This is a genomic window from Rhodobium gokarnense (assembly GCF_025961475.1).
In the GTDB taxonomy this organism is placed as follows: Bacteria; Pseudomonadota; Alphaproteobacteria; order Rhizobiales; family Rhodobiaceae; genus Rhodobium; species Rhodobium gokarnense.
Map to the genome: position 1 here is coordinate 193,556 of NZ_JAOQNS010000005.1, position 23,439 is coordinate 216,994.

21 protein-coding genes are annotated in these 23,439 nt (G+C 66.2%); 9 read left to right on the forward strand and 12 right to left on the reverse strand.

The window, feature by feature from the left end; genetic code table 11:
- Positions 1 to 98 precede the first annotated feature (98 nt).
- Positions 99 to 1,514, reverse strand: coding sequence for a transcriptional regulator PpsR (gene ppsR / locus M2319_RS10620; RefSeq protein WP_264601432.1), 1,416 nt, complete (start codon positions 1,512 to 1,514; stop codon positions 99 to 101).
- A gap of 276 nt (positions 1,515 to 1,790) precedes the next feature.
- Here ppsR and M2319_RS10625 point away from each other — a divergent pair, with 276 nt between their 5' ends.
- The 4 genes from M2319_RS10625 to M2319_RS10640 all read left to right on the forward strand — a co-directional run bounded on the left by M2319_RS10625 (position 1,791) and on the right by M2319_RS10640 (position 6,029).
- Positions 1,791 to 2,447: a biliverdin-producing heme oxygenase gene (locus tag M2319_RS10625; protein ID WP_264601433.1), complete on the forward strand. Its 657-nt coding sequence runs from the start codon at positions 1,791 to 1,793 to the stop codon at positions 2,445 to 2,447.
- Positions 2,444 to 4,741, forward strand: a complete 2,298-nt coding sequence (locus M2319_RS10630) for an ATP-binding protein (RefSeq protein WP_264601434.1) — start codon at positions 2,444 to 2,446, stop codon at positions 4,739 to 4,741. The genes M2319_RS10625 and M2319_RS10630 overlap by 4 nt, the downstream gene beginning before the upstream one ends.
- Positions 4,725 to 5,330: a response regulator transcription factor gene (locus M2319_RS10635; protein WP_264601435.1), complete on the forward strand. Its 606-nt coding sequence runs from the start codon at positions 4,725 to 4,727 to the stop codon at positions 5,328 to 5,330. Before M2319_RS10630 ends, M2319_RS10635 begins: the two co-directional genes overlap by 17 nt.
- A 408-nt stretch (positions 5,331 to 5,738) precedes the next feature.
- On the forward strand, positions 5,739 to 6,029 hold the full coding sequence (locus M2319_RS10640; protein WP_264601436.1) for a hypothetical protein: 291 nt from the start codon (positions 5,739 to 5,741) through the stop codon (positions 6,027 to 6,029).
- A gap of 153 nt (positions 6,030 to 6,182) precedes the next feature.
- Here M2319_RS10640 and dmeF read toward each other — a convergent pair whose 3' ends face one another.
- Positions 6,183 to 7,187 carry a CDF family Co(II)/Ni(II) efflux transporter DmeF gene (gene dmeF / locus M2319_RS10645; RefSeq protein ID WP_264601437.1) on the reverse strand — a complete coding sequence of 335 codons (1,005 nt, stop codon included), beginning with the start codon at positions 7,185 to 7,187 and terminating at the stop codon, positions 6,183 to 6,185.
- A gap of 266 nt (positions 7,188 to 7,453) precedes the next feature.
- Here dmeF and M2319_RS10650 point away from each other — a divergent pair, with 266 nt between their 5' ends.
- On the forward strand, positions 7,454 to 8,473 hold the full coding sequence (locus tag M2319_RS10650; RefSeq protein WP_264601438.1) for a GNAT family N-acetyltransferase: 1,020 nt from the start codon (positions 7,454 to 7,456) through the stop codon (positions 8,471 to 8,473).
- On the opposite strand, the gene M2319_RS10655 is transcribed toward M2319_RS10650, so the two are convergent.
- A complete protein-coding gene (locus M2319_RS10655) occupies positions 8,459 to 9,067 on the reverse strand; it encodes a TetR/AcrR family transcriptional regulator (protein WP_264601439.1) in 609 nt (202 codons plus the stop codon). The genes M2319_RS10650 and M2319_RS10655 overlap by 15 nt on opposite strands.
- Before the next feature lie 100 nt (positions 9,068 to 9,167).
- Between M2319_RS10655 and M2319_RS10660 the strand changes: the two genes are divergently transcribed.
- Entirely contained in the window at positions 9,168 to 9,647 is a 480-nt protein-coding gene (locus M2319_RS10660; RefSeq protein WP_264601440.1) for a (2Fe-2S)-binding protein, read from the forward strand.
- Positions 9,644 to 11,806 (forward strand): xanthine dehydrogenase family protein molybdopterin-binding subunit, encoded by a 2,163-nt coding sequence (locus tag M2319_RS10665; RefSeq protein WP_264601441.1) that lies wholly within the window; start codon positions 9,644 to 9,646, stop codon positions 11,804 to 11,806. Before M2319_RS10660 ends, M2319_RS10665 begins: the two co-directional genes overlap by 4 nt.
- 171 nt (positions 11,807 to 11,977) lie before the next feature.
- Here the strand turns inward: M2319_RS10665 and M2319_RS10670 are convergent, their stop codons facing one another.
- From M2319_RS10670 to M2319_RS10685, 4 genes are all read right to left on the reverse strand, one after another.
- Positions 11,978 to 12,940: an amino acid ABC transporter permease gene (locus M2319_RS10670; protein ID WP_264601442.1), complete on the reverse strand. Its 963-nt coding sequence runs from the start codon at positions 12,938 to 12,940 to the stop codon at positions 11,978 to 11,980.
- A gap of 21 nt (positions 12,941 to 12,961) precedes the next feature.
- Positions 12,962 to 13,792, reverse strand: a complete 831-nt coding sequence (locus M2319_RS10675) for a transporter substrate-binding domain-containing protein (RefSeq protein WP_264601443.1) — start codon at positions 13,790 to 13,792, stop codon at positions 12,962 to 12,964.
- A gap of 110 nt (positions 13,793 to 13,902) precedes the next feature.
- Entirely contained in the window at positions 13,903 to 15,492 is a 1,590-nt protein-coding gene (locus M2319_RS10680; protein ID WP_264601444.1) for a 5-guanidino-2-oxopentanoate decarboxylase, read from the reverse strand.
- 111 nt (positions 15,493 to 15,603) lie between these two features.
- Complete coding sequence (locus M2319_RS10685) at positions 15,604 to 16,803, reverse strand: pyridoxal phosphate-dependent aminotransferase (protein ID WP_264601445.1); 1,200 nt, start codon at positions 16,801 to 16,803, stop codon at positions 15,604 to 15,606.
- 125 nt (positions 16,804 to 16,928) lie between these two features.
- Between M2319_RS10685 and M2319_RS10690 the strand changes: the two genes are divergently transcribed.
- On the forward strand, positions 16,929 to 17,540 hold the full coding sequence (locus M2319_RS10690) for a TetR family transcriptional regulator C-terminal domain-containing protein (protein WP_264601446.1): 612 nt from the start codon (positions 16,929 to 16,931) through the stop codon (positions 17,538 to 17,540).
- 298 nt (positions 17,541 to 17,838) lie between these two features.
- Positions 17,839 to 18,684, forward strand: coding sequence for a GntR family transcriptional regulator (locus M2319_RS10695; RefSeq protein WP_264601447.1), 846 nt, complete (start codon positions 17,839 to 17,841; stop codon positions 18,682 to 18,684).
- A gap of 6 nt (positions 18,685 to 18,690) precedes the next feature.
- Here the strand turns inward: M2319_RS10695 and M2319_RS10700 are convergent, their stop codons facing one another.
- From M2319_RS10700 to M2319_RS10720, 5 genes are read right to left on the reverse strand one after another with little or no spacing between them, the layout of a single operon-like run.
- Positions 18,691 to 19,407 (reverse strand): ABC transporter ATP-binding protein, encoded by a 717-nt coding sequence (locus M2319_RS10700; protein ID WP_264601448.1) that lies wholly within the window; start codon positions 19,405 to 19,407, stop codon positions 18,691 to 18,693.
- Complete coding sequence (locus tag M2319_RS10705; protein WP_264601449.1) at positions 19,404 to 20,123, reverse strand: ABC transporter ATP-binding protein; 720 nt, start codon at positions 20,121 to 20,123, stop codon at positions 19,404 to 19,406. Before M2319_RS10705 ends, M2319_RS10700 begins: the two co-directional genes overlap by 4 nt.
- Positions 20,123 to 21,127, reverse strand: a complete 1,005-nt coding sequence (locus tag M2319_RS10710) for a branched-chain amino acid ABC transporter permease (RefSeq protein WP_264601450.1) — start codon at positions 21,125 to 21,127, stop codon at positions 20,123 to 20,125. Before M2319_RS10710 ends, M2319_RS10705 begins: the two co-directional genes overlap by 1 nt.
- On the reverse strand, positions 21,127 to 21,999 hold the full coding sequence (locus tag M2319_RS10715; protein WP_264601451.1) for a branched-chain amino acid ABC transporter permease: 873 nt from the start codon (positions 21,997 to 21,999) through the stop codon (positions 21,127 to 21,129). Before M2319_RS10715 ends, M2319_RS10710 begins: the two co-directional genes overlap by 1 nt.
- Positions 22,000 to 22,029: 30 nt before the next feature.
- Positions 22,030 to 23,259 carry an ABC transporter substrate-binding protein gene (locus M2319_RS10720; RefSeq protein WP_264601452.1) on the reverse strand — a complete coding sequence of 410 codons (1,230 nt, stop codon included), beginning with the start codon at positions 23,257 to 23,259 and terminating at the stop codon, positions 22,030 to 22,032.
- Positions 23,260 to 23,439 lie beyond the last annotated feature (180 nt).

A 23,439-nucleotide genomic window follows, 5' to 3' on the forward strand; every position in this document is an offset into this window, starting at 1 on the left:
AACCTCTCAGCGGCCCGCCGGTTCCCGCGCGCGGCGCCAGGTCGCAGCTCTTCTTGTAGGTAATTCGGCGCATGGCGGACATGACCGCCCGCGAGCGCCTATTCCTCGTCGGACGCGAAGCCGTAACGCCTCAGCTTGCTGTAGAGCCCCTGGCGGCTGAGGCCGAGCACCTTGGCGGTCAGCGCCCGGTTGTTGCCGGTCAGCTGCAGGGCCGAGGCGATGCAGCTCTTTTCGATCGCGTCCATCTCGTCGCGGACGAGGTCCTTCAGCGGCACCTTGCCGATCAGGTCCTCCACCGGCTCGCCGGAGCGGGCGACGACCGCGTTGCGCTCGCCCGCCTTGGGGACGGCGCCGAGATCGATCGGCTGGGCGCGCAGGGCGACGTTGCGGATGACGATGCCGAAGCCGCTGCCGTCGGGCATGGAGACGACGGAGAGCTCGACCTCGCTGGTCTGGCCGGAAAGGCTGCGCAGCGTCGTCGGCAGCATCTTCAGCCGGCCGTGGCTGCGCACATTGTCGAGGGTGACGCCGATATTGAACGCCGTGCCGTCGAAGAAGTCGCCGAGGGAACGGCCGACGGCCGATTCCAGCTTGCCGCATTGGGACAGGTCGAGGAAGGAATCGTTGGCCCACAGGATGGTGCCGGCATCGTCGGTGAGAACGATGGCCTCGCTGGCGAGGTGGATGAGCCGGGCCAGACTGCGGTCGGCGATCGGTCCGGTCGCGGCCTCGACGGCCTCCTGAAGGTGCACCAGATAGGTCGACGCATCGCGGGACTGGAAGAGGTTGGCCTTGACCCGGACCTTGCGGCCGTCGGCGAGCCGGGCGGTGCCTTCGGACGCCGTATCGGTGCCGAGGACGCCGGTCAGCAGCGACTGCAGGTCGGCCCGGTCCTCACGCTCGAAAAAGGTGCCGAGGCGGCGGCCGAGCACGTTGTGGCCGTCCTCCTTGAGGAGCTGCAGCGCCGCGCGGTTGGCCTCGCGGATGAGGCCTGACGAAACGTCGACGATGAGCACGGCTTCGGACGCGACCTGGAACACCATGCGGTATCGCGCTTCGTCCTGACGCTGGCGCTCAAAGGTGCGTTCCATGGTCTGCTGCGACAAAAGCAGCCGCTCCTGCAGGGAGCGCAGCGGCGACAGGTTGCGGCCAAGGAGCACGATGTCGTCGTCAGCGCCCGTGGCGATCGCCGAATAGCGTATCAGAATCTGCTCGCCGGAGGGAGCCGGATGACGGATGTCGGCCATCGCCGGCATATCCTCGCCGGGGGCAAGGCGAATCAGGTCGTCGACATGCTGGCGGGAGTCCTCGCTGACGACGTCATGCAAGGGCGCGCCGCGCCAGGCCCCGGCGCCGATCTGGGCGAGGCTTTCGCCGTCACCGGCAACATCCTTGATGATGCCGTCACGACCGACTATCAGGGCGATGTCGGATGCGTTTGCAACGAGAGCCCCAACGGTCTTCGGGTCGGCGTTAGAGAAGAAGGCCGCGGGCTGCGAGAAGAGCGAGTTCACGAGCGTTCATTCCGGTTGACGTAAAACGGTTCTAATTTCCAATTAGCGCAGAGATTTCGCCTTGACAACGTTTGTCAACGTTTTTTGACACCCTCTACTTGCAGGCCGTCCGACATTCGCGCCAAGGATTGTACACCGGCAGTCCTGATTCAGATTAGATGGGAATTTGTTTAATGCTTTCAAGCTTAAATGCCAATGCGACTGTTTTCCCCGGATATCGGCGGCCGCCCCGGGGTGCCAAAATGCCGCGGCGGCAAACCGGAGGATAACGGGCCGATGACTGATGCGGTTGACGTAAATTCCGCCGTACGGAACGTTCTCAGGGACGAGACCTGGGGCCAGCACAAGCAACTTCACCTGCATGCGAGCTTCCGCGCCCTGTTCAAGGGCACGCTCGACCGCTCGGGCTATCGCGCTCTGATTCTTCGACTTTACGGTTTCTACGTGCCGCTCGACGCGGCGATCGCCGAAACCCTCGGCAGCTCCGGCTTCGATGCCGGAGACTATGCCTATCATCCGCGGGCGCCACTCTTTGCCCAGGACCTCGTCGATCTCGGCCTTGACGATGCCGCGCTTGCGGCCGCCCCCCGATCGCCCGAGGCGGGCACAAAAATCTCGCCGAACACCCTCGGTGGCGTGTTATACGTCGTCGAAGGGTCGACGCATGGTGGCGGTGTCATCGATCGTGCCGCGCGCGACCTCCTCGGCGACGGGCCCCCGGACGGACGACGCTACTGGGACTGGTGCCGCACGAAAGGTGCTTATCGCTGGGAGATGACGAACCGATTGCTGTTGCGGCTGAAGGAAGCGGGGACGCCGCAGCAGGATCTGATCAAGGGGGCGCGTCAGACATTCCAGTCGATTGCGGACTGGCTGATGCCGCTCGACCGGCCCTCCCCGTCTGCCGGCCGGTCGACTGAGAGTCTTTCGTGAAGACGGGTACCATCGACCTCAACACCTGCGACCGGGAGCCGATCCACCTGATCGGCTCGGTGCAGCCGCACGGCGCGCTGATCGCCGTCGACAAGCAGACGCTGACCGTCGACTATGCCAGCCTCAACACCGACCGGTTCCTCGGCATCGCCGCCGCCGACATCCTCGGCCGGCACCTCGCCGAGGTGATCGGCGAGGCTAATGTGGCGGAGCTGTCGCGCATGCAGCTCCTGCCGTCGACGCCGGAACTCCTGAAACCGTGGTTCCTGGCGTTCGAACCGGCCGGCGACGCGCCGCGGCGTCTGGAGTGCCTTGCCCATCGCAACGCCGGCAGCATCATCCTGGAATTCGTCAACGCCTCGGAGAGCCCGGCGGCGGTCTGGGAAGAGGAGATCCTGCGACAGCGCATCATCTCCGAGCTGATCAAGCCGAACGCGCTGAACGAGCTGGCCCAGGTCAGCGCGGAGATCATCCGCGAGGTCACCGGCTTCGACCGGGTCATGATCTACCGGTTCGCCGAAGACAAGCACGGCGAGGTGATCGCCGAATCGACGACGCGCGACGACAGCTTCCTCGGCCTGCACTATCCGGCCTCGGACATCCCCGACCCGGCACGGCGCCATTTCACGCTCAACGTCATGCGCTCGATCCCGGACATCAACGCCGAGCCGGTGCCGATCATCAAGCGCGGCGGCGGCTTTGCCGATGCGGACGCGGCCCAGCCGCTGGACCTGACCTATGCCAAGCTGCGCGGCGTCGCCCCGGTGCATATCGAATATCTCAACAATATGGGCGTGAAGGGCAGCCTCTCGATCTCGCTGATCACCAACAAGGAGCTTTGGGGCCTGGTTGCCTGCCACAACTATTCGCCGCGCTACATCTCCTCCAGCCGGCTGCGCTTTGCAGAACTCCTCGGCGGCACGGTGTCGGCGCTCTTGCAGAGCATCGAGAACACCAACCAGCTGAGGAAGAGCATCTCGGCGGAGAAGATCGCCTACACCATCGAACAGGACGCGCGCGGCGGCACCTCGCTGCTCGACATCCTGGACCAGCGCGCCCACACCCTGATGGAGGTGATGACCGCGACCGGCCTCGTCTTCGTGCGTCAGGGCAAGGTGGTCGAGCACGGCCAGGTGCCGGTCCCGCCGCTCGATTACCGGGCCATGAAGGCCCGTGTCATCGACGGCATAGCGACCACCTCGCACCTGTCCGCCCTCGTCGATATGGACGACGAGCAGCGCCAGGCGGCGGCCGGTGCGGCGCTCGTCGAACTGTCGGAGGACGGCGCCGATTTCGTCGTTTTCCTGAGGCCGAATTTCGAGCAGACGATCAATTGGGCCGGCAAGCCGGAAAAGATCGAAAAACGGCTCGAAGACGGCACGTTCCGGCTGTCGCCGCGCGGCTCGTTCGAGCTGTGGCGCGAGGAGCGGATCGGCAAGAGCCGGCCGTTCGACGCCCTCGACAGCGACGCGGTCCGGATCCTCCGGCGCGCGCTCTTTGCCGTCAACAGCCTGGAGCGGGCCCATGCGGCGCTGGAGGCCCAGCGCGTCGCCGAGGCGGCCGAGACGCGGCTGCGCCACGAACTGCTCGACGTCGCCCGCACCACCTCCATGGGAGAGCTGGCCTCCGCGATCGCCCACGAGCTCAACCAGCCGCTCGCCGCCATCGCCAACTACGTCAATGCGTGCCGCCAGGAATTCCGCAATGCGGGGGTGGCGATCCCGGAGCGGGCGGCGGAGCTGATCGACGAGGCGGTGACGGAGTCCTCGCGCGCCGGCGACCTCGTCAGGCGCATGCGCAACTTCATCTCCGGCGGCCAGCTCAACGCCGACTATGTCGACATCAACGAATCGATCAAGCAGGGCATCGACCTCGTCATGGTGTCCCAGGAGCTGCCGCGGCTGCGGCTGATCATGCTCCTCGACAAGAGCCTGCCGAAGATTTGGGCCGATCCGGTGCAGATCGGCCAGGTGGTGCTCAATCTGGCGCGCAACAGCATCGCCGCCATGGAGGGGCTGGAAAACCAGACGCTGACGCTCGAGACGCAACGGGTCGGCGACTATGTGGAAGTCTCCGTGAAGGATACCGGACGGGGTATCCCCAAGGAGCTGGAAAGCAACCTGTTCGAGCCGTTCCACGCGTCGACGACCAGCGGGATGGGCATCGGCCTGTCGCTGTGCCGGTCCATTGTCGAAGCCCATGCCGGACGGATCTGGGCGAAATCCGCGCCGAACGGAGCGGAAGTGATCTTCAAATTGCCGGTAAGGGAGGGGACCGATGGCAGCACCGACTAGAGATTTCAGCATCTATGTGGTGGAAGATGATCCCTCGGTCCTGAAATCCCTGTGCGCTTTGCTCAATTCGCACGGCTACACGACGATTGCCTGCGATTCCTCGGAAAGCTTCCTGGAGGTCTACGACCCGGACGTCGTCGCCTGCCTGGTGCTCGACCTGCGCATGCCCGGCATGAGCGGGCTGGAGCTGCAGGCCCATCTCAACTCGCTCGACGCCCATCTGCCGACCATCGTCGTCACCGGCCACGGCGACGTGCCCATCGCCGTGCAGGCGATGAAGGCGGGCGCCATCGAGTTCATCGAGAAGCCGGCCCAGGTCGAGCAGCTGCTCGATGCGGTGGCCGTCGCCGGCGAGATCCTCGCCAACCGGCCGCCGCCGTCGGTGCCGGACGACCTGGTGCGCGAGCGCATCGCCAAGCTGACGGAGCGCGAGCGCGAGGTGCTCGACCACCTCGTCCTCGGCAAGCTCAACAAGGAAATCGCCCAGGAGCTCGGCGTCAGCCAGCGCACCATCGAGATCCACCGCTCGCGCATCCGCGAGAAGATGCACGCGCGCGGCATTTCCGATCTGATCCGGATGATGCGCTGAGTCGGCCGGCGCGGCCGGCAGGCGGGGTGTAAACCGCTACCAGGCGTTTTCCAGTGCATCCACCTTCCCTCACCCGAAAAAATTGCACGATCGACACCTCTTCCGGTTGACAGACTGCGCCTGCCAGTAAAACATATATTCTGAATATATCTTTTGAGCCGTAGAGGTTCCGGACACAGACGACGAGGTCGTTCGGTGACGTATTTTCTTTGGCCGCCTCACAGAAAAATCGCGGAAAATACATGACCTTACGGCGATTCCCATGCGTCAGGGGGTCCTTGTGTTTTTACGTAGTGGCAAAACCGAAATAGAGTGTATTCAGCATTGCGTAATAGCCTCCGGTTATCGGGCACAACTGAACCTGGGGCTTTGCTTTCGGTCGGTTGAGCCGAGCGGGAGGGTTCAACAGTGCAAGTTCTCGAAATGAAGAAGACAAACGGTGCGGACGGCATCCATCGGAAGCCGGCAGGTGGGGATCGCGAATTGACGCTCACTCTCAACACCGAAGAGACAGCCGCGCTCGAAGGCTGGCGCCTTGCCAACAATATCGGCTCGCCGGACGAAGCGGCTCGCGAACTGCTGCGTCTCGGTCTCCTGTCGGAGATCTCCAAGGTCTATGGCCTTGTCTCGGCGATCCGTCATTCCGTCGACGACGACGAGGATGACTTCGCCTATCAGGCGCCGCACACTCCGAACTGACGTTTCCCAGGTCAGCGCCTCCGGTTCATACGGAGCACGGAAATCAGCCGGGACGAGCCTCGCCCCGGCCGATTGATTTCCGTCCTGGTTTTCGGCAGGCCGCGCGGTCCGCGGGTCTTGCGGAGAACGGTTGGCTATTGCCTTGACGGCGGGTCAGGCCTTCAGGCCGGCGACCGGCAGGCAGGGCGCGTCGGTGCACACGTTGACCTCGATGGTGACGTGGACGAGGTCGGTCATCTCCGACAACAGTTCCCTGTAGTGCTCCGGCGGCCGCGGATAGTGCGTCACCAGCGAGACGATTGCGCCGAAGCCCTCGGGCCCGACGCGCCACAGGTGCAGGTCGACGATCCGGTTGTCGGCGTCGGCCTCGATCAGGCCCCTCACCCTGTCGGCCTTGCCGCCGTCGACGGCGCTGTCGAGGAGAATCGCGCCGGTGTCGGTCAGAAGGCCGAAGGCCCAGCGCGAGATGACCACGGCGCCGACGATGCCCATGGCCGCATCCATCCAGTTCCAGCCCCACAGCTTGCCGCAGACCAGCGCGACGATGGCGAGGATCGAGGTCAACGCGTCGGCAAGGACGTGCAGGTAGGCGGCGCGCAGATTGTGGTCCTTGCCGTGGTCGTGGTGGTGGTCGTCGTCGTGATCATGATCGTGGTGATGGTGGTGGGCGGCGTGGCCGTGATGGTGGTGATGGCCGTCGCCGCCGTGCAGAATCCAGGCGCTGGCGAGATTGACGATGAGGCCGAGAACGGCGACCGCGATTGCCTCGTCGAAGGAAATTGCGCGCGGCTCGATCAGCCGCAGGGCGGATTCCCAGACCATCAGCAAGGCGACGATGCCGAGGACGATGGCGCTGGTATAGCCGCCGAGCACCTCGACCTTGCCGACGCCGAAGGTGAAGCGGCGGTCGGCGACGTGGCTGCGGGCGTAGCGATAGGCAAAGACGGAGATCCCCAGCGCGCCGGCATGGGTCGCCATGTGCCAGCCGTCGGCCAAGAGGGCCATGGAATTGAAGGCCCAGCCGGCGGCAATCTCCACCACCATCATGGTTGCGGTCAGAACGACCACATAGAGCGTGCGCCGTTCGTTGGCCCGGCTCGCCTCCAGGTCGATGAAGGTGTGGCCGTGGCGCCAGGTGTCGAGCTGATGAATATGCATCTCAATTGCATTCCCGTTGAGGGCATCTGCCTAGCATTTTCGCACCGTTGCCGGGACGGGACAAATGCGCACCGGGCGCCGGCCATTCGCAGCTCCGCTCGCCTCGCCCGCCGACGCCGTTAACCCTAAGAAACGGTTCACCTTCGGAACGGGGACCTGCGCTGGTAGTTTGCGAACTTGCGACCCGCTCGCACATCCACAGCGCGAGGATTCGGGCCGGTACACGCCGAAGGCCGGCATAGACCCCGTTTCGACATCGAGGCGCAATGAGCAGTTCGGAGGCCCTGAGGACAGCCCGCATCGCCGCAGCGCCGGCCGCCGGCGCGGCGCCGCTCGACCTTGCCGCCGAGCCTGCCGCGCTTTCCGACTCCCTCTTCACCCATCCGGCCTATCGCCGGGCGCACGGCATCGCCCCCTCGCTCGTCTTCACCGAAGCAGGACGGACGGCGTTGTTCTCCGACCGATCCGGCGCGCCGACCTATCTCGGCCGGCTCGACCGCCTGACCCCCGCCGACATCGACACCCTTGCCGCGCGGGTCTTTGCCGAGACCGATGCGCCGGCCGTTGTTTTCGAAGACATCGTCCTTGAGGCGGCCGGTCCGGCCGCAACGCGCTTTCGCCAGATGCGCTACCGCTACCAGGCGAACTGGCGCCGGGCGGTGGGCCCGGGCGAGAAATACCTGCCGGCCAAGAAGGCGAGCGACGTGCGCCGCCGCCTCAGGCGCTTCCGGGAAGAGTTCGGTGATCCGGACGGCGTTCGGCTGAGCTTCGGGCGCACACGGCCCGGCGACGTCGCCGCCGTCACCCGCTACAACCGGATCAAGGTCGAGACCTCCGGCCATCGGCACCATGCCGACGCGGCGGCCGAGGCGGCGCTGGAACGGCTTGCCGGCGAGATCGGCTATAGCTGCCTCCTCCATGCCGGGAACGAACTGATCGGCGGCACGATCATCCTGGTGGCCGGCCAGGAGGCCTATTTCTCGCTGATCGGCTACGACCTTCACCATGCCAGGGTCGCGCCCGGCTTTCAGGTCTACCTGCATGCGGTCCAGGAGGTGGAAAAGCTCGGCTGCCGCAACGCCAACTTCCTGTGGGGCGACGGCGAATGGAAGGTCGGCCTCGGCGCGGCCCGCGAGCAGCTCACCACCGTCATCGTCCGGCGCGGCCCGATCGCCCTTTTCTCCCCCGCCCACTGGCGCGCGGCCGGGCCCTATCTCGTCCGGCACGTGAAGGCCCACCTCAAGCCCGTCGCGCGGCGCCTCGGCCTCTGGTCAGGACCGTCCTAAGGTTCTCTCAAGGCCATCCAGTGCCCGCGCCGAGCGGGCGGCGATCTCCGCATCCGACAGCGGACCCCTTGCGCCAATGACGCAGGCGATCTGCACGTCGCCGATGAGCAGCGCCACGAAGATCTCCGCGGCCTCGTCCGGGTCCCCGCAAGCCACCTCCCCTCCATCTGACGCCTTGCGGATAAGATCGGCGATCATCGGCACGATGGTCTGTCGGCCCGAGGCGGCGATGGTCGGCCCCAGCGTCCCGGTCTCATGCACGTCCGCGGCCGCGGCGCGGTTGAGGGCGACCGCCCGCTCCCCCGTGACCAGCTTCAGGAGCAGTGGGCCGAGGCGGGAGAGCGTTTCCATCAGCGGCGCCCCCTCCGCCAGGGCACCGTCGATCAGCTCGCGCACCCCGCTGGCGTTCTCCTCCACCATCTCGCGGAACAGCCCCTGCTTGTTGCCGTACCAGCGATAGAGCGTCTCGTTGGAGGCCGATGCGCGCCGCGCGATCTCCAGCATGGAGGCCGCCTTGTAGCCCTTTTCGACAAGCAGCGCGTAGGCCGCCTCGCGGATGGCCTTCTTCTTTTCGTCGCGGCGCGTTTCCTTCATGGCCCCTCACCTGCCGATTCCCGATTGACAGCAACCGTACACAAGATTACGTTTTCTACAAATCGTACATATTGATACGGTTTTGTTCGAAGGCAAAGCCATGGCCCTCATTCGCTTCACGCTCAACGGCAGCCCCGTCGAGGCCGACGTCGCCGATCCGGACATGCCGCTCCTCTTCCTGCTGCGCGAGACCTTCGGCCTCACCGGCGCCAAGGTCGGCTGCCTGGAAGGCGTGTGCGGCGCCTGCACCGTGCATCTGGACGGCGCCGCGCTGCGGTCCTGCAGCTTGCCGGCGGCCGCTGTGGACGGCTCGGCAGTCGTTACCATCGAGGGATTGTCGGAAGCGGGAGACCACCCGGTGCAGCGGGCGTGGATCGAAGGCCGGGTGCCGCAATGCGGCTACTGCCAGTCCGGCCAGATCATGCAGGCCGCCGCCTTCCTCTCAGAGACGCCCTCCCCGTCGGCGGGCGACATCGCGTCGGCCATGGCCGGCAACCTCTGCCGCTGCGGCACCACCCCGCGCATCCTGAAGGCGGTCGCAAGGGCGGCCGGGATCGCCGCACGGGAGGCGGGCTCGTGAGCGCCCGGCTGCGCCTGTCGCGGCGCGCCTTCCTCTTCGGCGCAGGCGGGGCGGCCGCCGTCGTCGCGCTCGGCGCCGGCGGCTACGAGGCGCTGAAGCCCGGACCTGCACGCCTTGCCGGCCGGCGGATCAATGTCTGGCTGTCGATCCTGGAGACCGGCGACATCCAGTTCGCCTGTCCGGGCCTGGAGATGGGACAGGGCACGACCACGGTGCTGCCGATGATCGTCGCCGAAGAGATGGGCGCCGACCTTTCCCGCATCCTTGTCGTTCCCGTGCCACGGGCGCCCGAACTCTACGGCAACCCGATCTTCGACGGCCATCTGGTGACGGCCGATTCCAAGACCACCCGCGGCTATTTCGACCCGCTCCGGCTTGCCGGCGCCGAGGCGCGGCTGGCGCTGATCACGACGGCGGCGGCATCGCGCGGCTGGCAGGAAGCGGACTGTTTTGCCGAAGGCCATGCGGTCCGCCACCGGCCCTCGGGGCGGCACGTCGGCTTTGCCGAGATTGCCAAGGCGACAACGCTGGAATTGCCCGATGCGGTCGGCTCCGCCGATTTCAAGCCGCGCTCGACCTATCGCCTGATCGGCACCAGCCCGGCCGAAAAGGATCTTCAGGCCAAGGTCACCGGCAGGATGTCCTTCGGCATCGACGCACGAATGGCGGACACGCTCGTTGCCGTCCTTGCCCGGGCACCGCAGCTTGGCGCCACACCGGAGACGGTCGACGAGACGGCTGCCCGCAACGTTCCCGGCGTCGTCGATGTGGTGCGGCTGGAGGATGCCGTCGCGGTCGTCGCCGAGGCGCTGTGGCCGGCATTGAAGGGGCGCAATCTGCTCGACATCGCCTGGACCAGGCCGGAGCCCTTCGACACCGCGTCTGAGCGGGCCCTGCTCGAAGACGCCCTCGCCCGCCCGCTCGATCCGGCCCATGTCGTCCGCGGCAGCGTTGCCGCCGCCGCAAATGCCGAAGCGGCGCCGATCCGCATTGCCCGCTCCTTCTTTTCCCCCAACGTCACCCATATCGCGCTGGAGCCAATGAACGCGACGGTGCGCGGCACGGCCTACGGGCTCGGCGCGGAAATCACCGGCCCCACCCAGTCGCTCGACCTCGACATGCGCTACGGCGCCAGGACCTGGAAGACGGCCCCCTTCTTGGTCGAGACACGGGCGACGCCCGCCGGCGGCGCGTTCGGGCGGCGGGTGCTCAACGATGTCGTCCGCGACGCCGCGCTCGTTGCCAAGGCCGTCGGCCGGCCGGTGCAGGTGGTGCGCCCGCTCGCCGACGAAATGCGCCGCGGCATGGTCCGTCCGGCCGCCGCCCAGACCATCGAGGCGACGGCCGACGCGGATGGAACGCTTCGCTCATGGGTGCACCGGGTGGCCTCCGACGGCGTCCTCGGCCGGCATATCCCGGCAACGCTGGAACAGCGCGGCGGCGTCGACAACACCTCGACCGACGGCCTCTTCCACGGCTACCGGGTGGCTGCCGAGGCCATCGCCTGGCACCGGGTCACCTGCCGGCCCGATCCGGGGTTCCTGCGCGGCGTTTCGGCCGGCTACACGGTGTTTGCCATCGAGACCACCGCCGATGCGATCGCGCGGGCGGCAGGCCGCGATCCGCTGGAATGGCGGCTTTCGCATCTGACCGATCCGCGCCAGAAACGGGTGCTTCAGGCGGTGGCTGATACGGCCGGCTGGGGCGCGACATCGTCGCCGGACCGGAGCCGCGGCCTCTCGGTGATGTCGCTCCGGGAGTCCGCGATCGCGACGGTCGCCGAAATCTCGCTGGAGAGCGGCGCGGTCCGCGTGACAAAACTCTGGATCGCCGCCGATGTCGGCCTTGCCATCCATCCGGAGAAGGTGGTCGGCCAGATCGAGGGCGCAGAGCTGCACGGCGTCTCGCTGGCGCTGAAGGAGCGGCTGATCTATGCGGGCGGCGCCACGGAAGCGGAAGGCATCGCCGACTATGCGATGCTGTCCGCCGACGAGGCCCCGGAGATCGACGTCACGCTGATCGACGAGGCCGAAGCCACGCACCCCTTCGGCGCGGGCGAGATCGGCCTTCCCGGCGTCGCACCGGCGATCGCCAACGCCTTGACGGCGCTGACCGGCGCAGAGCCGACGGAGTTGCCGTTGGCAATTGGGGGAGCCTGAGATCGGAGCCTGCGATAGCGGGCCGGACGTGTCTTGGGAACAACCGGACCAACAACGCCCGTCATCGCGAGGAGGCCGTCAGGCCGACGCGGCGATCCAGAGCAACTTGCTCCAAGCGCACGGCCCCTGGATTGCCGCGTTCGCTCCGCTCACTCACAAAGACGGCAAATATTAGCGCACATCCGCCTTGCCGTAATGCTTCTCGATGCGGGACTGGATCGCTTCGAAGATCATGGAGATGATCCAGTAGACGATCGCCGCGGTGATCAGCATTTCCATGTGCTTGAATTCCGACTTGCCTTGGGTCCTCGCCAGGAACATCAGCTCCCAGACGCCCATGACGGAGACCAGCGAGGAGTCCTTCAGCATGGCGATGAACTGGTTGCCGGTCGGCGGCACGATGATCTTCAGCGCCTGGGGCAGCACGATCTTGCGCATGATGAGCCCGCCATGGAGCCCGAGCGCGCGACCGGCCTCGGCCTGGCCCTTCGGCACCGCCTGGATGCCGGAGCGGAAGATCTCGGCCATATAGGCGCCGTAGCACAGCGACAGGGCGATGATGCCGGCCGGCACCGCGTCGATGATGAAGCCGAGCTGCGGCAGGCCGAGATAGATCAGGTAGACCTGCAGCAAGAGCGGCGTGCCGCGGAAGAACGAGATGTAGAAGGTGGCGATGCCGTAGGCGATGCCGTTGCCGGAAAGCTTGGCGAGCGCGCCGATCAGCGCGATGACGCAGGAGATCGCGATCGCCACCAGCGAGATGTAGATCGTCGTGAAGGCGCCCTGGGTGATCAGGAAGGGCAGCCGGTTGAGGATGAAGCCGTAGCTGAGATTGAACGAGGCGAAAAAGACCAGCGCCAGAACGATGAGCTGGATCCAGACCAGGATCACCTGAACCTGAAAATTCAGGAACCGCAGGCCAACCACATTGGCGGTGACGATGGCGGAAAGCACCAGGGCGGCGGCGATGCGCGCGCTCCAGCCGGGGTCCGCCGCGGGCGCGATGAGCTTTGCCATGGTGCCGCTGCCGGTATTGAGCAGGGCGAAGACGACGGCAAAGCCGAGGAACACAAGGGCGGCCCGAACGAGGGTGGAATTGTCCACCCTCGCCGGGATTGAGTCATCGAATGACATGGGCCGTGACCGTCCGGCCGGTCACTGGGCTTTGGTCAGGTCGGCGTCGTACCACTTCATCGACAGCTTGGAGAGCGTGCCGTCCTCGTGCATCGCCTTGATGACCTCGGCGATCTTGGCGGAGAACTCCGGATCGCCCTTGTCGACGGCGACCGACAGCGGCTCGTAGAACGCCGACGGCTCGATGACCTTCAGCGGATAGCCGTTCTTGATCGCTTCCTTGATTGTCGGCAGGGCCGAGAACACGGCATCGAGACGCGCACCGTCGCCGATCCGAAGGTCGTCGAAGGCGGTGGTGTCGGTGTCGTAGGTCTTGATCTCGCCCGGCGTCACCTTGTAGTCGAATTCCGGCGTGCCGACGGCGTCGATGACCAGGTTCTTCTTCAGGTAGGCCTCATAGGTGCAGCCGCCGCAGGAGCCGATGACCTTGCCGTCGAGCTCTTCCATCTTGGTGACGCTGCTGTCGTTGTGGACCGCGAAATTGGCCGGCGTGTAGTAGTAGATGGCCGGGAAGTCGAGCTTTTCGGCGCGGGCCTTGGTCGGCGTCATGGAGCCGATGGAGATGTCCCAGCGGCCGCCCCAGTTGCCGGCGGTGATGATATCCCAGGCCGGGGTGATGATCTCAAGCTCGACGCCGAAACGCTTGGCGACTTCCTTGGCGACGTCGATGTCGAAGCCGTCCATCTCGTTGTTGTCGTTGAGGAAGGACTGGGGCGGGTACTCCGGATCGGAGGACAGCACCAGCTTCTTGTTGCTCATGACCCGGTCGAGGGTCTCGCCGGCGATCGCCGAGGGCACGGAAAGCGCCGCGGCAATTGCGGCGGCAATACCCAACGAAATGATTTTCTTCACGTTATTCTCCTCTGTGCATCGAAGGTGGGGCCGTTCGTTTTTGGGAGTGCGGGATGTGCATGCGACATCCCGCCTGCTGCGGCCCTTGGTGGCTGGCGTCCATTAAACGTTCATACGCCGCGAACATCAATCACGAATGGAGCATTCCGGGAAACGGCGTCGGCAACCGCCTCGGCAAGGCCGACCGGTCCGTCCAACACCATGGCTTCAATGCCATAAGCCTCGGCGACCTTTGCGAAATCCGGCGGCGACGGACTGACGCCTTCCGGCGCAATACCGCGACTTTCCATGCAATATCTGATCTCCAGATAGCCGCCATTGTTCCAGACGATGACGACCACTGGCACGCCGCAATCGGCGAGCGTCCCCAGTTCGGCGAGGGTGAACTGCAGGCCGCCGTCGCCGACAATTGCGATGACCGGCGCGCCGGGGCGGCCGAGGGCGGCGCCGATCGCCGCCGGAACCGCGTAGCCGAGGGTGCCGAAGCCGACGGCGGAGTTGAACCAGTGGCCGCGGTCCCCGGTCTCGAAACCGAGATTGCCGGCATAGACGAGTTGGGTGGAATCGCCAACGAACGCGGCGTCGGGCACCCGGTCGCGAATGGCGTCGAGCAAGGCGATGTGGGCGCGGTAGTCCTGCGGCAGGGTCTCACGCGCCGTCCGGACGGCACCCGCCGCGCGGGCCGCGCCGCCGGCCTTGCGACGCTCCGGGCCGAGCGCGGCGCGTAGTTCACGCAGCGCCGTTGCAGCGTCGCCGACAAGGCCGATGTCGGGCTGGAAATTGCGCATGAGCTGTTCCGGGTCGATATCGACGCGCACCAGTTTTTTCGGGCGCCCCACCGGCCCGGCCTCGTCGATGTCGAAATCCGTCGGGCCGAATTCGGTGCCGAAGGCGAGCACGAGATCGGACTCCTCAAGGAGATCGCGGACGCCTTCCATGCCCACATTCATCGGCACGGCGAGCGGATGGCCCTTCGGCAGGGATGCGCGGGCGTTGATGGTGCCGATCACCGGACAGTCGAGGGATTCGGCGAGCGCCAGGGCGTCGGCCGCGCCGCGCCGTGCGCCGCCGCCGATGAGGATCACGGGCGACGTTGCCGCGCGGCAGGCCGCGACGACGGCCGCCAGCCGTTGCGGGTCTGGCGCCGGCAGCGTCGCTTCGGGCTTTTTGTCCGGCAGGACGACATGGTCGGCCTCGGCGCGCATCAGGCGGACGGGGATCTCGATCATCACCGGGCCCGGGCGGGCGCCTTCGAAGACCGCAAAGGCCCGGGCCATGACCTGGGGCAGCTCTTCCGGCGTCAGCACGGTGTGGGCGAAGGCCGCCACATGGGCGGCAAAGCCGCGCTGGTCGGGCATTTCGTGCAGGTGGCCGTTGCCTGAGTCCATCTTGCCGGGGCTGTTGACGCCGGCGATGACCAGCATCGGAATGGAATCGGCCTTTGCCTGCATCATCGCCGTGGCGATGTTGGCAAGGCCTGGACCGCTGATCACCATGGCGACGCCCGGCTTGCCGGTGACCCGCGCATAGCCGTCGGCCATGAAGCCGGCGCCCTGCTCGTGCCGCGGGGTGACGTGGCGGATGGGTGAAGCGGCAAGGCCGCGATAGAGCTCGGCCGTGTGAACGCCCGGAATGCCGAAGACGACCTCCGTGCCATAGATTTCCAGAAGGCGGACGAGGGTTTCGCCGAGCGTTGCCATGGTTGGTGTCCCCGGTTCGGTTGCGTTTTTTTTCGCGCGGTATCGCGGCCCAGAAGAGCGCCGTTTCGCAACGTCTTCAAGGGGATTGGGTGGCGCGAGGCTCCGCCAGGTTCAGGCGCCGCCCTGCGCCTCGGCAAAGGCGACGATGCGGCGCGAGGCCTCCGTCAGCTCCGCCTCGGAGGCGGCAAAGGAAATGCGCACGAAGCCGGCGAGCGAGGCGCCGAAGGCGGTGGCGTCGAGCACGGAGACGCCCTTTTCCCGGTAGAGCTCGGCAACGAATGTCGGCGCGTCGAGGCCGGTCCTGCGGATATCGGCGATCAGGAACATGCCGGCCTCGGGCACCACCACGTCGACGTGCTCGCTCTTTGCCAACTCCTCTACGACGATGTCGCGGCGGCGGCGATAGATCTCCTGCATGCGGCCCGCCTCGCCGAGGGCCTCGGTCATGGCCATGGCGCCGGCCTCCTGGATGAAGCCCGGCAGGCCGTAATTCATGCAGAGCGCCAGATTGTGGACGTGGCCGACCAGCTCTTCCGGCGCGATCAGCCAGCCGCAGCGCCAGCCGGTCATGGCGTGCGACTTGGAGACGCTGGAGACCGTGACGCTGCGCCCCTCCATGCCCTCAAGGGCGCCGATATGGCAGTGGTCAGCATCGAAGGTGAGGCCCGCATAGACCTCGTCGGAGACGACCCAGAGATCGTTTTCCGTGGCGATGCGGGCGATGCCGGCGACCTCCTCGGGCGAAAAGACGACGCCGGTCGGGTTGTTCGGATTGGCAAAGAAGATCGCCCGGGTGCGCTCGGTAACGGCGGCCTCAAGGGCGGCGATGTCCGGCCGGAACCCCGTCGCCGGGTCTGACGGCACCCGCACGATGGTGGCGCCGGAGACCTTCAGCGTCGCCTCGTAGGTGACGTACATGGGATCGAAGACCAGAACCTCGTCGCCCGGCGACAACAGGCAGAGGGAGGCGGAGAAGAGCGCATTCTGGGCGCCGGCGGTGACGACGACGTTTTCCGGCCCGACCGTGCGGCCGCTCTTTGCCGCGAATTCCTCCGCGATCGCGCGGCGCAGGCGGTCGCGGCCGATGATCGCCGTATAATGGGTGTCGCCGGCCTTCAGGGCGGCGACGGCGGCATCGACGATCGGCGCCGGCGTCGCGAAGTCCGGATCGCCGACGCTCATGACGATGACGTCGCGGCCCGCGGCCTGGTCGGCGACGGCGCGCATGTGGATGTCCCAGACCGACGTCGTCTCGCCGGCAAGTCCGTCGACCCGGCGCGCGAAAAGGTGCCCGTGATATGTCTGATCCATGGTGGCGGCCCGCCTTTGTTGAACGTTCGTTCAACTAACCCGTTTGCCAGCGCGAGATCAAGGCGCTAGCGTCTCCTCCCCCTCAGCCGGGGCTGCCAGGGTTCTTTGACGAGGGAAGGATCGCCATGTCCGACGGGCCGAGCTTTCAGCGCCATTCCGTGGCGGAGCGAAAGAGGCTGCTGGTCGAGGCCGTGGTCGCGTGCTTTGCCAAGGGCGGCGCCGACAACCTGTCGATTCGCGCGATCAGCAAGGCGGCCGGAGTCTCCGTTGGCCTGATCAACCACCACTATGCCAACAAGGACGAGCTGATCGCCGAGACCTACCGTACGGTGGTCGCGGAGCAGCAGCAGATCATCGAACGGGAGGTGCTGGCCATTCCGGCAGCGCAACCGCGCCGGCGGCTCGACGCCTTCATCGCGACGACCTTTTCCGACCAGGTGCTGGATCCCGGCCTGTTGATGATCTGGGTGCATTTCTGGCGGGGCACGGAACGGTCCGAAGCGATGCGCCGCATCCACGACGACTCGCACGGAAAGACGCTGCAACTCCTCGCCAACCTCTTCGAGCGATTGCTCCCGCAAGACGGGAAAGGCCGGTTCGACGCGCGCATCGCCGCCGTTGGCCTTGCCGCCATGATGGACGGGCTATGGTTGGAGTGGTCCTTGAATCCCGCCAACTTCACCCCGAAAGAAGCCGTGCGGCTTTGCCAACATTGGGTCGATTCTCTTCTTGTATAACAGCGAAAATAGTCGTTCTGTAATGTATACAATGTAATCCTTTTCTTCACTCTATCTTAAGAATAGCGTCACTATTGACGCAATATTCATTAAGTCATTTATACAATCCAAAAATTGAAAAATTTTTGTGATTCGCCCTTGAAATTATCTTCAAAAAAGCAAAAACAGAATTAGCGTGACTTTTGGGAACCCCCAGAGTTGCAGGTGTTTTTTCTATCGGAATTATTCGCAAATGGCCTATCCGGCGAAACAGCAGACCGAAGACACCCGACCTCTTGGCACATCGGACGCGGGAAGCGTGCAAAAGGCGACGGCCGAAAGGACCGTCGACGACCGCAGCCTGGCTCTCCTTCTGGAGAACTATAAAGGGCTTGCCGGAAACCACATTTCCAAGACCGCGCGCCTTTACGAGGCCTGCCTCAGGCTGATCGAAAAGGGCCACTGGGCGCCGGGCGACCGGCTTCCCTCCGAAGCGCTCCTGACCGAGCACATGCCGGTGGGCCTGGCCACGGTGCAGGCGGCGTTCCGGCGCCTGGTCGCCGACGGGCTGGTGGTCCGCAAGCGCAAGCTCGGCAGCTTCATCGCCCAGCCGGCCGGCGAGCAGGCCGAAGACCTCGACCTCTTCTTCATCGACGAGGACGGAAAGGGCGTTCTGTCCTTCGCCGACCTCGACGTCGCCGTCGAACAGATCACCGACCGGGGTCCCTGGACGCGGTTCCTCGGCACGCAGCCGCGCTACCTGAAGATCCGCCGGGTGAGCGACATCGGCGGCCGCTTCCTGACCGTCAGCAACACCTATATCGCCCACCCGAAGGTCCAGGAGCTGGCCCGCACGGCTCCCGACGAGCTTCGAAACGTCAGTTTCCGCTGGTTCCTGCACCAGCGATTCGGCCTGCCTTCGGTGCGGTCCGAGCGGGTCGTGGGCTTCGCCCATCTCGATGCGGAGACCGCGGCAGCGCTGCAGCGCCCGGCGAACTCGACCGCCCTGCTGCTGCAGACGCGCGAATTCTCCATGCGCGACGCGCCGCTGTTCTATTCGGAAATGATCGTGCCGGAGAACGGCACCGGGCTCTGCGTTTCCGGCAACCGGCGCCTGCTCGATGCGCGCCAGAGCGAAGAGCCGCAATGGTGCCGGCGGGACTGAGACGACTCAGAGCCCGAGATAGGCCTCGCGGACCCGGTCGTCCGCCATCAGTTCCGCACCGGTGCCCTCCAGGACGATGCGGCCGTTCTCCATGACATAGGCGCAGTCGGAGCGCGCCAGACACTCCTCCACATTCTGCTCCACCAGCAGGATCGTCCGGCCCGCGCCGTGCAGCCGGCCGATGATCTGAAACATCTCGTCGGCAAGGTTCGGCGCCAGCCCGAGCGAGGGCTCGTCGAGCATGATGAGGTCCGGCTCGCCCATCAGGCAGCGGCCGATCGCAAGCATCTGCTGCTCGCCGCCGGAAAGCGTTCCGGCCTTCTGGCGCCGGCGTTCCGCAAGGCGCGGAAACATCCCAAAGACCTCTGCCATGTTCTGGCGGCGCCGGGCGCGGGTGCGGCGCAGCGAGCCGCCGATGTCGAGGTTTTCCGCAACCGTCAGCGAAGGAAAGATCAGCCGACCTTCCGGCACCTGAAGGATGCCGAGCTCGCAGATATCGGCCGGATCGAGGCCGTCGATGCGCCGGCCCCGGTAGAGGATCTCACCGCGGGTCGGCCTCAGCATGCCGGCGATGGTGCGAATCAGCGTCGTCTTGCCGGCGCCGTTGGCGCCGATGACGGAGACGAACGACCCGGCCTCGATGGCGAGAGAGACGCCAGCCAGGGCCTGGGCATCGCCATAGTGGCCGTCGAGGGCCGAGACCTGCAGCGCCGGCCGGCTCACGGCGCCGTCCTCCGGCCGAGATAGTTGTCGATGACGGCCCGGTCCGCGGCGATCTCGGCGGGCGCGCCCTCGGCGATCTTCTCGCCGTGGTGCATGACGACGACGCGGTCGGCGAGCGACATCACCACCCGCATGACATGCTCGATGAGGAGGATGGTTAGGCCCTCCGCGCGCAGGCTTTGCAGGAGCGCGACGATACGGTCGGCCTCGGCCGGCCTCAGGCTCGCCATCACCTCGTCCAGAAGCAGCAGCCGCGGCGCGGTGGAAAGCGCGCGGGCGAGCTCCAGCATCTTCCGTTCCGGCAGGGTCAGGAGGCCGGCGGGGCTGTCGGCCTTTTCGGCCAGCCCGACCCGCTCCAGCGCATACCGGGCGTCGCTGCGTGCATCTTGCAGGGAAAGGCCACGGGCGAGCGGGCCGATGAGGGCGTTTTCCAGCACCGTCATGCCGGCCATCGGCCGCATGATCTGGAAGGTGCGGGCAAGGCCGCGTGCGGCCATTTCCTCCGGCGGATGGCCGGTGACGTCGGCGCCGTCGAGCCGCACCGTGCCGGCGCTCGGGCGCATGGCGCCGGCAACGATGTTGAAGCATGTGGTCTTGCCGGCGCCGTTCGGCCCGACGAGGGCGACGATCTCGCCCCTTGCAACGCCGAAATCGATCCCGCGCACGGCTTTGACGCTGCCAAACCATTTCGTCAGGCCCTCGACCGCCAAGAACATCAGCGGTCCCTCCGCAGCGGCCGGGCGAGCCGCACCAGGTGCGGCCAGATGCCCTCCGGCATATAGAGGATGACGCCAAGGACGGTGAGGCCGTAGATCAGCGTGCTGAGGCCGTAGACGCCGGCCGTCTGGCCGAGGTCACGCGAGAATTCCAGCACCAGAACGACGAAGACGGCGCCGACGAAGGGCCCGAACAGGGTGCCGAGGCCGCCGATGATCGGGGCGAGGATGATCTGGATGGACATCTGCATGCCCATCAGCGTGTTCGGAAAGAGGCTGCCGTTCATCAACGCAAAGGCGCCGCCGCCACAGGCGGTCATCGCCGCGCTGACCGCGACCGCCAGTACCTTCAGGCGGAACGACTTCACCCCGAGCGCCCTCGCCGCCTCCTCGTCCTCGCGGATGGCGCTCCAGAACATGCCGATGCGGCCGCGTACCAGCCGGGCCGAAAGTGCAACCCCGGCAACGAACAGGACGAAGAAGACATAGTAGAAATGGTCGGCGCCGCCGCGAAGACTGAGGAGCGGGACGTTGTCTTCCGGCACCACGCGCAGGAAATAGCCGCCAGTGCCGCCGATCAGCGGCCAGTTGCTGAAGAGGATACGGAAGAACTCGGCAAAGGCGATGGTCAGAAGCGCGAAATAGACGCCGCGCACGGAAAACCGGAAGCCGAGCCAGGCGATGCCGACGCCGACCACCGCGGCAACGACCGCTCCGGCCGGAATGCCGATCCAGGGCGAGATGCCATAGTCACCGAGAAGCAGCGCCGTCGCATAACCGCCGATGCCGAGAAAGAGCGCGTGGCCGAGGGAGAGCAGGCCCACATGGCCCATCATCAGGTTCCAGGCCTGGCCGACGAAGGCGAAGAAAAGAACGAGGGTGAAGACCGCGACCCAGGCATCGTCGAGGAGATGGGGCACCAGGAAGAGCGCACAGAAGAAGGCGGTCGCCGCAACGACGCCGCGCGGCCGCCGGCCGGTCCTTGCGTTCCTCTCCCGCGCCATCAGCGCGCCTCCTTGCCGCCGAAGAGGCCGGCGGGGCGGAACAGGAGCACCGCGATGAGGACGCCGTAGGAGAACATCGACTTCATTGCCGGATTGATGAGCAGCGCGGCAAAGCCCTCGGCAACGCCGATGAGGAGCCCGCCGACGAGCGCGCCGGTGAGGCTGCCGAGGCCGCCGATGATGACGATGATGAAGGCGAGCAGCGTGAATTCGGGCGCGAGAAACGGCTGGGCGTCGAACAGCGGCGAGACCAGCGCGCCGGCAGCGCCGGCGCAGGCAAGGCCGATGCCCGCCGTGATCGCATAAACGCGGCCGGAGCGGATGCCGACCACCTCGGCGCCGAGCGGATTGTCGGCGGCGGCGCGAATCGCGCGGCCGATGAAGGTGAAACGCAGGAAGGCGATGAGCGCGAGGATCATCACCAGCGCCGTCGCCGCCGCCTGGACCCTTGCAGCATCGAGCCGGAGGCCGCCGACGCTGTAGGTCTCAAAGCTGATAGGCGCCATGATGGAGCGCGCATCCGGCCCCATCAGCATCAGGTGCAGGCCGGTGATGACGAGGGCAAAGGCGATGAACAGGATGAACTGGCTGTGCTGAGGCCGGCCGACGAAGCGGCTGACCACAGTCACCTGCAGGAAGACGCCGAGGCCGAAGAGGACGACCGCGGCGATGAGGGCTGCCGGGATGGCCGGAATCGCGAACAGCGTCCACAGGGCGTAGCCGAGATACATGCCCATGACGACCATTTCGCCATGGGCGAAGTTCACCACCCGCATGACGCCGAAGATGATCGTCAGGCCGATGGCGATGAGGGCATAGACGGTGCCGATGAGCAGCCCGCTGGCGGCAACCTTCAGATAGAGTTCGGCCATGGGGCGCCCTCCGCGCTGCCTGCCGGCGCCTCAGCGCTCGGCAAAGGGCGTCATCGGGAAGACCGGCTTGGCAACGGCGATCTCGGCCGGGCCGATGACCTGCGGCGCGCCGCCCTGGTTCTGTAAGAGGACGCCGCCGATATTGGTGTTCTGGCCGGTCTCGTCGAAGGTGATCGGGCCGCCATACATGATGTGGTCCTGAAGGTTTGTTTCCCGTAGCGCCGCCTGCAGCGCCTGCGGCTCGCCCGTGCCGGCTCTCGCGATAGCGTCGGCAACGATCTCCACCGCCTCATAGGAAAAGCCGACATTGAGCTCGAAGCGCTGGTCCGGATAGTCGTCGGCAAAGGCGGCGATCGCCCGCTTGGTCTTGTCCCGCGTCGGGTCGTACCAGGGCACGCAGTCCATATATTCGTCGCCATATTTGCCGGTGGCGTCGGTGAACGCCTTCTCGTAGGGGCCCGGGCTGCCGGGGCCGATGACGCCGAGGAGGCCGACGTTCTGCTTGACCAGTTCGCGCACGATCAGGATGGCGTCGTTGACGCGGGTGACCGGCATCAGGATGTCCGGTTCTGCGGCCTTCGCCCGGCCGATCTCCACGGACAGGTCCTTGGCCGAGCGGGAATAGGAGATCGTGTCGACGATCTCGATCGGCACGCCAAGCTTCTGCCAGAGGATGTCGACGCCCTTGGCGACCGCGTGGCCGAAGGTGTCGTTGACGTGCATCAGCACCGCCGTCTTCGGGGCGACGCCGGTCAGCGAGGAGAGCTCCTTGATGCGCGCAACGGCGTTGTAGACCAGCGTCGCGCCGGGCGGGAAATTGCGAAAGACGTACTGAAAGCCCTGGCTGGTGATCTGCGGCGCCGCGGCGATGTTGACGACCAGCGGCACCTTGGCCGCCTCGGCGGCCTGGGCTGCGGAAATCGTGGTGCCGGAATCGAAGGCACCGATCAGCACCGAGCAGCCCTCGCGGATCAGCTTTTCGGCCGCGACCCGGCCCTGCTCGGCCTTCGATTCGGTGTCGACATGGAGGATCTCCATGGCCGGGGCGCCGCTCTCCGCCATCATCCTGGCGCCGAGGTCGATGCCGCGCCGGCAGGCCTGGCCGAGGAAGGCAAGAACGCCCGAGGTCGGCAGCAGGACGCCGACCTTGACGGGCGCCCCCGCGGCGCGGACATGGCGCAGCGGCGTGATCGACAGGGCTGCGCCGGCCGCCGCGCCCTTCAGGATGGTGCGGCGGTCTAATGCCGGATTGCGGGTCATGGTCCTGTCCTCCCTTACGCGACGCAACGCGGCTTCTTTGAACCGCCTGATTGAATACGCCGAATTATACGCGCGCTACTTTTCCCGATTGCGGCCGCCCCGTCACCCCCGAAATTTGCGAATCCCCGATATCCGCAAGACAGTCCCCGGATCATTTCATTTGTCGAAAAGCGGCAAATG